The organism is Staphylococcus sp. AC872, from assembly GCF_979255425.1.
In genome coordinates, this window is the sequence record NZ_CEEDKW010000002.1 from 85225 (window position 1) to 97684 (window position 12460).

Genomic DNA, 12460 nt, shown 5'->3' on the forward strand with positions numbered 1-12460 from the left:
AAGCAAATAGAGACAAATCAGATCCTAATTACACAGAGGCATCTACTGAAAAACAAGATGCATTCAATCAATCTTTAACAAATGCAACACATATTACAGATATACAAACAGGACCTAATGCAACTCAAATAGATGTTGAAAATGCAATCACATCTTTACAACAAGCAATAAATAATCTAGATGGAAATGCACGTGTAACTAATGCAAAGGTACAAACTATTCAAGATATTGAACAACAACCACATCTTAATGATGAGCAAAAATCAGCGATGAAAGATCAAGTTAAACAAGCAACTACATTAAAATCAATCGCTCAAATTGAAGATCAATCACATCAATTAGATCATTCGACTGATCAATTACAACAAGCGATTGATGAACACAATCATGTAACAAATACAGTTGATTTCACGCAAGCTGATCCTGACAAACAAGCTGCATATAATCAAGCAATAGCACAAGCACAACAACTTCTAACTCAAAATGCGACACAACAAGAAGTTGAACAAGCTATTACAGCGATTGAAAATGCTAAACATGATTTGAATGGTGATGAAAAAGTTGCAGAAGCGAAAGCAAATGCAACTCAGAATATTGATCAATTAACTGCTTTAAATGAAGCGCAACATCAAGCGATAAACAATCGCATTAACAATGCCAACGATTTAAATGATATTCAAAGCATCGTTAATGAGGCTAATAAGTTAAATCATGCAATGACTGAACTTCAACAAGCAGTTAACGATAATAATGAACCAACGAAACAAACAGGTAATTATTTAAATGCCGATACTCAACTTAAACATGATTTTGATGAAGCTATCACACAAGCACAACAAGCATTAGATCATCCAACTGGTTCTAATTTAACAACTGATCAAATTAATCAACTTAAAGATGCAATCACACATACAAAAGATGCATTAAATGGTAACCAAAGATTAAATGATTCCAAATCTGATGCATTAAACAAATTAGATCAATTAACACATCTGAATAATGCTCAAAAACAAATGGCAGAACAACAAATTAATTCTGCTAATACCTTAGGCGATGTGGCTAAAGCAGCTCAAAAAGCAACAACATTAGATAAATCTATGGATGCTTTAAATCAATATGTTCAACGAACAGAAGCGCCAGTCAAAGCAAGTTCGAATTATATCGATGCAGATGATGAGTTAAAAGCGAATTATAACGCTACTTTAGATCGTGCACATAATGTGTTGAACAAAGCTCAAGGTAATGCATTAACAAATGATGAAGTAGAATCTTTACAACAAGAGATAATCAATGCTGAAAATGCCCTTAATGGTGATCAAAACGTTTCTAAAGCTAAAGGTAAAGCTGATCAATTTATCGATAGTTTAGAAAACTTAAATCCAAATCAAAGAAACTTAGCACATCAATTAGTTGCTCAAGCTGATGATTTAGATACTCTTAATGACATCATCAATAATCAAATTGATTTAAATGATGCAATGAAAGTATTAAAAGATATTGTAAATAATGATGTGCCAAGTAGCGAAAATAGTATTAAATATCAAAATGCAGATGATAATGCTAAAGCGAACTTTACTCAAGCTAAAGATGATGCCATTAAATTATTAAAAGGTACTGATAATGAAGTTGGCGATACAAACGATATCCAAGGTGCAATCCAAACACTTAAAGAAGTAATCAACCATTTAAATGGCGATTCTAGATTACAAGATGCTAAAAACAAAGCAATCCAAATGATTAATAAAGCATTAGCAGATAAAATCAATGATATTGAAGCTACAAATGCGACTGATCAAGATAAGATAGATGCTAAAAATAAAGCCGAAGCGCTTGCGAATCAAACAATCAATAATATTAATAAAGCAACAACTAATCAAGCAGTCGATAATGTTGAAAATAACGGCAGTCAAGCAATTGCTCAAATTCATGCTAACGAAATACCAAAAGCTCAAAACGATGCTAAACAAGATATTAATCAACATAGTCAAGCATTAATAGATGCAATTGATCATAATTCAAATCTATCTGATGCAGAAAAAGACGCTTTAAAAGCGCAAATTCGTCAATTACAACAACAAGCAAACACTGATATTTCGAATGCTACAACTAAAGAGCAAATTCAAAATGCCAAAGATCAATTCAACAATGCTTTAGACAAACTAAAAGATTTAATTCAGTCTAAAGTTGATGCAAAACAAGCGATTAAAGATATTGCTAATGCAAAACGTGATGACATTAACAACAACCCAAATCTTACAGATGCGCAAAAAGCAAAAGCATTAAAAGAAATCGATGATTTTGAAAATCAAGCATTGAACAATATCGAAAATGCTAAAACAAAAGACGAAATTTCAAATGCATTAACTAATGGAATTAATCAAATTCAAAATGCGCCTATTTGGGAAGTAGACCAACAACCAGTCACAAACGAATTACCTAAAGCCTCAGCTCAACAGGTACTCGTTAATGGAGAAATTGTTGTCCAACGTGACGAAGTCATAACTGACGAAGACGTGCTTCAACATATCAACTTAAGTGAACAAATAAAAGCAAAAGTATTAGAAATACCAAATACATCAAGCGTATCTAATAATTTAGAAGCACGTGTTGAAATAACTTTAACTGATGGATCAAAAGTGATTGTTCACGTACCAGTTAAAGTGATTGAACAAGCATTAACAGTAGCCAAACAACAAGCAATAAAAGATATTGAAGATGCAACCCGAAATAAAATTGACGATATTAATAACAACACTACTTTAACGCAAGAACAAAAAGATGCTGCGATTACTGAGGTAGATAAATTAAAACAACAAGCAATTGACAATATCAATAAATCTACTAAACAAGATGACGTTGATCAGGCTAAACAAAAGGGACAAGATCAAATTAATCAATTTGACCCTAATGCATTTACTATTGATCAAGCAAAAGATAATGCACAAAAAGCGATAGAAGACGCAATCAATCAAAAAATAGATGAAATTAACGCTAGAAAAGATCTATCAGATAAAGAAAAACAAGTTGCAGTCGAACAACTTAATAAGTTAAAAGACAATGCGATCAAGGCGATAAACGACGCAACAACTTTAACTGAAATTAATAAGCAAAAAGCTCAATATCAAGCAACAATTAATCAATTCAAACCTGTTGCTAACGACTTAGCGAAGCATAAAAACAATGCCATTTCATCTATTAAACAAATTGCTAACCAAAAATCTAAAAGTATCCTAAATAGTCCGTTTGGAACACGTAGTCAAAAACAAGATGCATTAAATAGAATCTATGGCATTTTAAACGATACAATTAGAAATATTTACAATGCTCAATCACAACAAGTTGTTAATCAAGTATTAAATGATGGCATCGCACGTATTCTTTCTGTAGAAATAACAGGATGGAATTCAAACATTCCGCCTCAATCAACATTGACTCATCCATCCGTGTACGATTTATCTAGAGCGCTTAATACTAACCAATTTAAAACATTTAATAGTTCTAGCGAAAATGCAATGGAAAGTCTAAAAGATCTTATAACTAATGAACATGCGAAGAAAGATAGCGAAAAACCAAATGACAACTTTAAACACCATAAAAATTCAAATGGTTTTGTAGATTTATTAAAAAATACACTTGGATTTGTAGGTATTTCAGGTTTATTAGCAGGATTCTGGTTCATTTTAGCGAAACGTCGTAAAAAAGATGAGGAAGATGAAACAGAAGATTATTCTTCACATCAACATAAGAAGAACAAACACTTAATCGATGATGTCGACCACACACCATTGTTAGTTGCTAAAAAGAAAAAGAACAATGACGAAGAAAACAATAAGAAAGCAACTGAATTATCTCAAAAGAAACAATCATTAAAAGATGATGATTCACACGTTGCACCACTGATTGCTAAAAAGAAAAAAGAAAGCAAAGATACAACACCAAAACCAAAAGGAACAGCGACAACCAAAAATAAAAAAGTCGTCGCTTCTAAAAGAAAGAAAAAGAAATCTAAAAAGTCTTCTAAACGTAAAAAGTAATCGTTCCTCAAAATAAAGGAGCACCGATTGAAATCACTTCAATCGGTGCTCCTTTTATATTACTCGGCTTTTAATATTTTATATAATGCTTGTTGTGCATGTTGATTAGCTTCTTTATTTTGTTCTCTAGGTACCCATTTTACAAACAACAAATCAAAGTCTTGCTCTAAAATTTCTAGTTGTTCAAAGTAAGGTTTGAATTTAGCATTTTTTACATATCCTGCTTCTACACTATCTGCAATTAACTTTGAATCCGTGTATAGAAGGGCATTATTTACTTTTAATTCTCTTGCATGTTCTAACGCATGAATACAAGCTGCCCATTCAGCACTATGGTTATCCATTTCTCCTAAATCGTGGGTAAACACATGATGTTGATCTTCTTCTTTAATTACAACAGCACATGTACTCCTACCTGGATTCCCTTTAGTTGCAGCATCAAAATTAATCTTCGCCATGTTTACACCTACTTCATTTATATGTTTTGAACTAATCTAATCATTATTAATTTAATCATAATCATAGGTACAAATTCATCAAATTTTAATTATCATTAATAAAAAATCGCTTTACCTAATTAGTACATTAAGCAAAGCGAAGCGTATTTAATAATTGATTTAAAAGCCTTCATCTAATTTAGTAATTTTACCTTTACGGTAGAACGATTTGGCAATGTATCCAAATGGCACATTGAAAATCGTAGACACAAGTTTTAAAACATATGTCGTGATAAAGATTTCAAAAACTGCCATGCCAGGTAAACTACCTATAAATGCAATAGATACAAATAATGCTGTATCAATGATAGAGCTAATAATGGTACTTCCATAAGCTCTAATGATAAATGTTTTATCTGAACTAAATAGCTTTTTAATTAATGAAAATATAAATACATCCACGTGTTGGCCTATGATATAAGCAACTATTGAACCTAATGCAATTCTAGGCACAACATCAAAAATGGCATGAAAAGCATTTTGCGCAGTATCTTCAGGGGCCGGAATAAAATGTAATGACATTTGCATTATAATAATCATAACTAAAGTTGAAGAGAAACCTAACCAAACTGCACGTTTCGCTACTTTTCTTCCATAAATATCATTTAAAATATCCGTAGCTAAATAAATAGAAGCAAACATCACATTACCTAAAGTAGCTGAAATACCGAATATTTCTACCGTTTTGATCACTTGAATATTTGCGATAATCGTTCCAATCGCTACCCATGCTAGTAATCCTTGTTTACCAAACATACGATACATCGCTACCATTAATATAAACGTCACTAAAAAGGTAGCAACGCCAAACAATTCATTATACATATCATTTTCCTCCTAAATTTTGTTAATGCGGGTGTTTAGAAACCGCTAAAATAACTTAACCATTTTACTCTAAAATAGTATTTTATGCAATGCGATATCCATTTCCACGAAATGTTATATTCATTAAAAAGTGAAATATAAGAAAGACAAATTGATTGTTGTTCAATCATGGTTAATAAATGCTATAATATCGACATGTGAATTAATGAGTCAAAGACAGTAGATTAGATGAACTTGACATATAAGACATGTCATATACGCTACGTTAATGTCCCGAACTCTTTATTTGCGACATAAAAAATTCTATAGCTAAAGGGAGTGGAGAGTATCCTTACTTATTCCGAACAACAAGCTATAAATCAAATTGATCAATTATTGACTACGTATTGTCATCAATGTCCATTAAAGTCGCATATAAGAAAGACTGAGAACAAGACACAGACACATCATTTTTGTATCAATGAATGTTCAATTGGTAAACAAATTAAGCAAATAGGAAATGAACTTCAATAGGAGGTAATTGTTATGGAAATTGTTTCAATCTCAGAAACACCAAATCACAATACTATGAAAATCACTTTAAGTGAATCACGAGAAGATATGAAATCTAATACTTATACATCAGCAGAAGAAGGGCAACCTGAATTCATTAACGCATTATTTGATATCGAAGGTGTAAAATCAATATTTTATGTTATGGATTTCATCTCAGTTGATAAAGAGGATCAGGCAGATTGGCAAACGCTAATCCCTCAAATCGAAGATAAGTTCAATCAATAAGTAAATCTGATTGCATGGAGGACAGAGACTATGGAAATTTTACGTGTAGAACCTACACCGAGTCCTAATACGATGAAAATCGTCTTAACAGAAAAAAGACAAGATAATCAATCGAATACTTATACAACAATTAATGATCAGCAACCACAATTTATTAATGATTTATTAGAACTTGATGGCGTGAAGTCCATTTTCTATGTTATGGATTTCTTAGCAATCGATAAACAACCTAAAGCCGATTGGGAAGAAGTCTTACCTTTAATTACATCTACCTTAAATAAGGAAGATCAAACACAACAAGAATCACAACCAGATGAACACTTTGGAGAAGTTAAAGCTGAGGTATTAATGTTTAAGGGGATACCTTATCAAATCAAACTATCCACCGGACATGATGAAAAACGTAAACAATTACCAGAATTTTATGTAGATAGTATGCTTAAAGCTCAAAAAGATAGCGATAACATAGTATTTTTAAGAAAATGGGAAGACTTTGGCATTCGATATGGGGATATTGAAGACGTTATGAATGACGTATATGAAGAAACATTAGCACTATATCCCGAAGAACGAATTCAACAACTAATTAAAGAAGCATTAGAAACAGATATTGTTATTCCAGAAAGTCACTACCAACATGTATCGCTTGAAACTTATCAGCAAGCTTCAGACTGGAAAGAAAAATTAAGAATGTTGAAATCATTCCCAACACCGACATTTGATGATATTCCTTTATTAGACGCTGCATTAAATGAAGAAAAAGTGCCACTACGTCGTGAAGCAATTGTGTTATTAGGCATGATTGAAGATCGTCAAATCCTACCCTATATTTATAAGGGATTACATGATAAAAGTCCTGCAGTACGACGTACAGCAGGCGATTGTCTAAGCGATTTAGGATTTAAAGAGGCACTACCCGAAATGGAAAAAGCACTTGATGATCCACAGAAAATCGTTCGCTGGAGAGCAGCAATGTTTATATTTGATGAAGGAAACGAACAACAATTAGATAGTCTAAAAGCGCATGCCGATGATTCAGCATATGAAGTTAAATTACAAATTGAAATGGCTATTTCTAGAATAGAGAAGGGCGATGAAGCCCTCGGCTCTGTTTGGAAACAAATTGCGAATAGAAATAAATCCTAATCAATGAATAAAGGAGTATATCAATATGAATGCATATGAACAATATATGAAAGAACTCGCTCAACAAATGCGTTCTGAACTTACAGATCACCAATTTGAAAGTTTAGAAACAAGTGAAGCAGTAGAATCCTACATGAAACAAGTCAGTGACAATGACACAACTTTCGTCGTTATCAATTCTACTTGTGGTTGTGCTGCCGGATTAGCAAGACCAGCTGCTGTTGCTGTTGCAGAACAAAACGAAGCGAAACCAACAAATAAAGTTACAGTATTTGCTGGCCAAGATAAAGAAGCAACTGCAACAATGCGTGAATATATTCAACAAGTACCATCTAGTCCATCATTCGCTTTATTTAAAGGGCAAAATCTAGTCCATTTTATGCCAAGAGAGCATATCGAAGGTAGAGACATCAATGACATTGCGATGGACTTAAAAGACGCTTTTGATGATCATTGTGAAGTCAAATAATCAATGAGTATCACATATTATTGAAAACATTAGGGTAGTAAGAGTAGTACAGTTTTCTCAAGACACTTAGAGATGCGAGACTGTGCTACTCTTTTTGTATGTTTTTTTGACTAAATAAATTAAATTTTACACATATCTGGCTTACTACTTTTTTCAACGATTAATTCTCAGTATAATAAAATTAATGTTAATTGTTGGTAAATATGCCAAAGATACATCAATACAGACTATTAAGAAAGGATGTCATCAATTATGCTCAATTCATTTGATGCAGCTTACCACGGCCTCTGTGAAGAAATTCTAAATATAGGAAACCAAAGAGATGATCGCACTCATACAGGAACCATTTCTAAATTCGGACATCAACTTAGATTTGATTTATCTAAGGGATTTCCATTATTAACTACTAAAAAAGTATCTTTTAAACTCGTAGCAACAGAATTACTTTGGTTTATTAAAGGGGATACAAATATTAAATATCTTCTTCAATATAATAATAATATTTGGAATGAATGGGCTTTTGAAAATTATATCAACTCAGAAGACTATCATGGACCAGATATGACCAATTTCGGTCATCGTTCACTTCAAGATAGTGAATTTAATGAATTATATAAAGCTGAAATGAAAAAATTCAAAGAAAATATTTTAAATGATGATGCATTTGCGCAAAAATACGGTGATTTAGGAAATGTATATGGTAAACAATGGAGAGATTGGGAAGATAAAGACGGCAATCATTTTGACCAACTTAAAACTGTCATTGAGCAAATCAAGCAACATCCTAATTCTAGACGTCATATTGTATCGGCTTGGAATCCTACTGAGATAGATACTATGGCATTGCCACCATGTCATACGATGTTCCAGTTCTACGTACAAGATGGTAAATTAAGTTGCCAATTATATCAACGTAGTGCTGATATCTTTTTAGGCGTACCATTTAATATTGCCAGTTATGCATTACTTACTCATCTCATTGCTAAAGAATGCGGACTTGAAGTTGGTGAGTTTGTTCATACTTTTGGAGATGCACATATTTACTCTAATCACATGGATGCAGTTGAAACACAATTATCCCGAGATAGTTTCAATCCACCACAAATTAAGATTAACACTGACAAATCCATATTCGATATTGAATACGAAGATATTGAACTCATTAATTACGAATCACATCCAGCTATTAAAGCACCTATCGCTGTATAGTATATAAGAAATTTTTTGTAGCTTAGTATAATTATGAGAAATTTTTCAATTTTTATCATAAAATTTTCAATATGAACTAGGTTATTGTAACGAATTGTATTCAATTTATGTTACATTAAATTTATGAAACTGATATATTAACGCCCACATACCAAGGAGGAGAACGAAATGACATTATCTATTTTAGTCGCACATGATCAACAAAGAGTTATAGGTTACCAAAATCAATTACCATGGCATTTACCTAACGACCTTAAACATGTTAAAGAATTAACAACAGGTCATACGTTAGTAATGGGACGAAAAACTTACGAATCCATTGGTAAACCATTACCAAATAGACGAAATGTGGTTTTGACTAAAAATATGTCTTTTCATCCTGATGGTGTGGATGTCATTCATTCTTTCGAAGAGATTCAACAATTAGAAGGCCACGTATTTATTTTTGGTGGTCAAACATTATTTGAAGAAATGATAGATAAAGTAGACGATATGTTTATTACTGTGGTAGATGGAAAATTTCAAGGTGATACATTCTTTCCTCCTTACACTTTTGAAGAATGGGAAGTTGAGTCATCAGTTGAAGGCAAACTAGATGAAAAAAGTACAATTCCACATACATTTTTACATTTAAAAAGGAAAAAGTCATAGGAGGAGTTATTTATGGTTAAGCAAGTTATCGTTACGGATTCTACATCAGATTTACCTCAAAGCTATTTAAAGGAAAATTCAATCAATGTTATACCTTTGAACGTTACAATTGACGGTAAATCATATATTGACCAAATTGAGATTACTTCTGAAGAATATATTGAATATATGGAACAAGATGCTGATGTTAAGACAAGTCAACCTGCTATCGGTGAATTTATTAACCTATACGAAGAACTTGCAGGTGATGATGTGGAAATTATCAGTATTCATATGTCATCTGGCTTAAGTGGTACATATAACACGGCATATCAAGCAAGTGAAATGGTAGATGCGAATGTGACAGTCATAGATTCTAAATCAATTTCCAACGGTTTGGCATATCAAATTAAACATATCGTTGAATTGATAGAACAAGGTACATCTACAACTGACATCGTAAAAAGCGTTAAAGAATTGCAAGAAAACACGAAACTATTTGTTGTCATTGGACAATTAAACCAACTTATTAAAGGTGGCCGTGTAAGTAAGACTAAAGGACTTATTGGTAATATCATGAAAATCAAACCAATAGGTACATTAAATGATGGCAAATTAGAGTTAGTACATAACGCTAGAACTCAAAATACTAGTATCAATTATCTAAAAAAAGAAATTTCAGAATTCATAGAAAATCATAAAATTAAATCAGTAGGTATTACTCATGCAAGTGCATTAGATTTTGTTGATAAAATTAAAAATACCTTTACTGAGGCATTCAATTGTCAAGATTATGATATTAACATCACAACACCTGTTGTCACTACGCATACTGGAAAAGGTGCAATTGGATTGGTTGTCGTTCGAGAAAAATAATAATCGCTTTCAATGTCTTCTAGCCTTTGAGCGTTTATCTTTATTTCTATCTAATAATATCGTAAATTATTAACAAGAATAGGAAGGAGGCAATCAAATGGCTTATGCAACATTAGCTGGCGGTTGTTTTTGGTGTATGGTTAAACCATTCACATCATATCCTGGCATTGAATCAGTAGTCTCTGGATATAGTGGTGGTCATGTAGAAAACCCTACTTACGAACAAGTATGTACTAATCAAACTGGACATGTAGAAGCTGTCCAAATTACTTATAATCCAGAAATAACTTCATTTGAAAATATATTAGATGTTTATTTCAAGACATTTGATCCAACAGATGATGGCGGTCAATTTTTCGATCGAGGTGAAAGTTATCAACCTGTCATCTTTTACCATGACGAAGAACAGCGTAAAGCTGCCATCTTAAAGAAACAACAAATTGATGAACAAGGTATTTTTAAGAAACCGGTTATTACACCAATCAAACCATATAAAAATTTCTATCCTGCAGAAGATTATCATCAAGATTACTATAAAAAGAATCCTATGCATTATGAACAATACCAACGTGGTTCAGGCAGAAAAGCATTTATAGAAACACATTGGGGGACTCAACATGATTAAAAAGAATAAAGACGAACTTAATGATATGGAATATCTAGTTACCCAAGAAAATGGTACCGAGCCACCATTTCAAAATGAATATTGGAATCATTTTGAAAAAGGTATTTATGTAGACAAACTTTCAGGTAAACCATTATTTACGTCTGAAGCAAAATTTGAATCTGATTGTGGATGGCCAAGTTTTTCAAAAGCTATTGATAATGACGAAATCATTGAATTAGTAGATAAAACGTTTGGTATGATTAGAACAGAAGTACGTTCTGAAGATGCCAACAGTCATTTAGGCCATGTGTTTAATGATGGTCCGAAAGATAAGGGTGGATTAAGATATTGCATCAACTCAGCAGCAATTCAATTTATTCCTTATGATAAATTAGAAGAATTAGGTTACGGTGACTTAATACAACACTTTGAGAAATAGGAGTGAAACACTATGTTTAAAAAATTATTTGGTAAAGGTAAAGAAGTAGATAAGAATATTCAAATTTATGCGCCACTATCTGGAGAATATGTAAAAATCGAGGATATCCCAGATCCAGTTTTCGCTCAAAAAATGATGGGAGAAGGTTTTGGTATTAATCCAACTGAAGGTACTGTAGTATCTCCAATTGAAGGTAATGTAGATAATGTATTCCCTACAAAACATGCAATTGGATTAAAAGCAGAGAATGGTCTTGAATTATTAGTGCATATCGGTTTAGATACTGTTCAACTTGATGGAGAAGGCTTTGAAGTACTTGTAGACAGTGGAGACACAGTTAAAGTTGGAGACCCAATCATCAAATTTGATGTTGAATATATTAGAAACAATGCAAAATCAGTTATTTCTCCAGTTATTATTACAAACTCTGATCAAACAGCATCTATTCACTTTGAAGACGTTAACGCAGTTGTTAAAGGTGAAACAAAAGTTATTGATGTGACAATGAGCTAATGAAGAATTATTCATTTTATCAATTTGCTATGACAGTTAGAGGTAGAAAAGATGATAAAGGGCGCTTAGCTGAACAAATTTTTGAAGATTTAGCCTTTCCGCGTCATGAGAATGATTTTAATACTCTTTCTGACTATATTGAAACACATGGAGATTTCACATTATCTATGTCCGTTTTTGATGATTTATACGAAGAATATACTGAATGGTTAAAATTTTAGCATTTACATTTAAAGAGGTCGGGACGTAAGCGTTTAAGATTTGAATTGCTTAAAACGATAAAATAATGATAGTACAATACTTATTAAATCGTGAGCGCAATTCTTTCAATACTGCTTTTTAGATACCGTTACATTGGTATCAAAAGCATTAAACCTTAATGTCTCAACCTCTTTTCTTTTATTCTGCTATATTGCAGCTAATATACAAATATAG

13 protein-coding genes and 1 pseudogene (1 of these 14 cut by a window edge) are annotated in these 12460 nt (G+C 32.2%); 12 read left to right on the top strand and 2 right to left on the bottom strand.

Features of this window, described 5'->3' with window-relative positions; translation table 11 throughout:
- A pseudogene (locus tag ACZ267_RS03320) lies at window positions 1-4034 on the top strand (DUF1542 domain-containing protein); its annotated part reaches 7723 nt to the left of the window's first position; the annotation flags it as partial.
- 59 nt (window positions 4035-4093) lie between these two features.
- On the opposite strand, the gene ACZ267_RS03325 reads toward ACZ267_RS03320, so the two are convergent.
- Both ACZ267_RS03325 and ACZ267_RS03330 read right to left on the bottom strand, forming a co-directional pair.
- Window positions 4094-4492 (bottom strand): ribonuclease HI family protein, encoded by a 399-nt coding sequence (locus ACZ267_RS03325; RefSeq protein ID WP_002466613.1) that lies wholly within the window; start codon window positions 4490-4492, stop codon window positions 4094-4096.
- A 159-nt stretch (window positions 4493-4651) separates the two neighbouring features.
- Window positions 4652-5356 carry a queuosine precursor transporter gene (locus tag ACZ267_RS03330; RefSeq protein ID WP_002466626.1) on the bottom strand — a complete coding sequence of 235 codons (705 nt, stop codon included), beginning with the start codon at window positions 5354-5356 and terminating at the stop codon, window positions 4652-4654.
- Between the two features lie 318 nt (window positions 5357-5674).
- Between ACZ267_RS03330 and ACZ267_RS03335 the strand changes: the two genes are divergently transcribed.
- The 11 genes from ACZ267_RS03335 to ACZ267_RS03385 all read left to right on the top strand — a co-directional run bounded on the left by ACZ267_RS03335 (window position 5675) and on the right by ACZ267_RS03385 (window position 12246).
- Window positions 5675-5869, top strand: a complete 195-nt coding sequence (locus ACZ267_RS03335; RefSeq protein ID WP_463680288.1) for a zinc-finger domain-containing protein — start codon at window positions 5675-5677, stop codon at window positions 5867-5869.
- Window positions 5870-5881: 12 nt separating this feature from the next.
- The gene (locus ACZ267_RS03340; protein ID WP_002466633.1) at window positions 5882-6136 is read left to right on the top strand and encodes a NifU N-terminal domain-containing protein; all 255 of its coding nucleotides are present in this window, start codon (window positions 5882-5884) and stop codon (window positions 6134-6136) included.
- Between the two features lie 30 nt (window positions 6137-6166).
- The gene (locus ACZ267_RS03345; RefSeq protein WP_002466624.1) at window positions 6167-7282 is read left to right on the top strand and encodes a conserved virulence factor C family protein; all 1116 of its coding nucleotides are present in this window, start codon (window positions 6167-6169) and stop codon (window positions 7280-7282) included.
- Between the two features lie 25 nt (window positions 7283-7307).
- Window positions 7308-7751, top strand: a complete 444-nt coding sequence (gene brxA / locus ACZ267_RS03350) for a bacilliredoxin BrxA (RefSeq protein WP_002466614.1) — start codon at window positions 7308-7310, stop codon at window positions 7749-7751.
- 252 nt (window positions 7752-8003) lie between these two features.
- The gene (locus ACZ267_RS03355; protein ID WP_002466618.1) at window positions 8004-8960 is read left to right on the top strand and encodes a thymidylate synthase; all 957 of its coding nucleotides are present in this window, start codon (window positions 8004-8006) and stop codon (window positions 8958-8960) included.
- 168 nt (window positions 8961-9128) lie between these two features.
- Complete coding sequence (locus ACZ267_RS03360; RefSeq protein ID WP_015365001.1) at window positions 9129-9611, top strand: dihydrofolate reductase; 483 nt, start codon at window positions 9129-9131, stop codon at window positions 9609-9611.
- A 12-nt stretch (window positions 9612-9623) separates the two neighbouring features.
- The gene (locus tag ACZ267_RS03365; RefSeq protein WP_015365002.1) at window positions 9624-10466 is read left to right on the top strand and encodes a DegV family protein; all 843 of its coding nucleotides are present in this window, start codon (window positions 9624-9626) and stop codon (window positions 10464-10466) included.
- 97 nt (window positions 10467-10563) lie between these two features.
- Entirely contained in the window at window positions 10564-11091 is a 528-nt protein-coding gene (gene msrA / locus ACZ267_RS03370; RefSeq protein WP_002466625.1) for a peptide-methionine (S)-S-oxide reductase MsrA, read from the top strand.
- On the top strand, window positions 11084-11512 hold the full coding sequence (gene msrB, locus ACZ267_RS03375; RefSeq protein WP_079449011.1) for a peptide-methionine (R)-S-oxide reductase MsrB: 429 nt from the start codon (window positions 11084-11086) through the stop codon (window positions 11510-11512). The genes msrA and msrB overlap by 8 nt, the downstream gene beginning before the upstream one ends.
- A gap of 12 nt (window positions 11513-11524) precedes the next feature.
- Entirely contained in the window at window positions 11525-12025 is a 501-nt protein-coding gene (locus ACZ267_RS03380) for a PTS sugar transporter subunit IIA (protein ID WP_079449010.1), read from the top strand.
- A complete protein-coding gene (locus tag ACZ267_RS03385; RefSeq protein ID WP_002451177.1) occupies window positions 12025-12246 on the top strand; it encodes a YozE family protein in 222 nt (73 codons plus the stop codon). Before ACZ267_RS03380 ends, ACZ267_RS03385 begins: the two co-directional genes overlap by 1 nt.
- The last annotated feature ends 214 nt before the right edge of the window (window positions 12247-12460 follow it).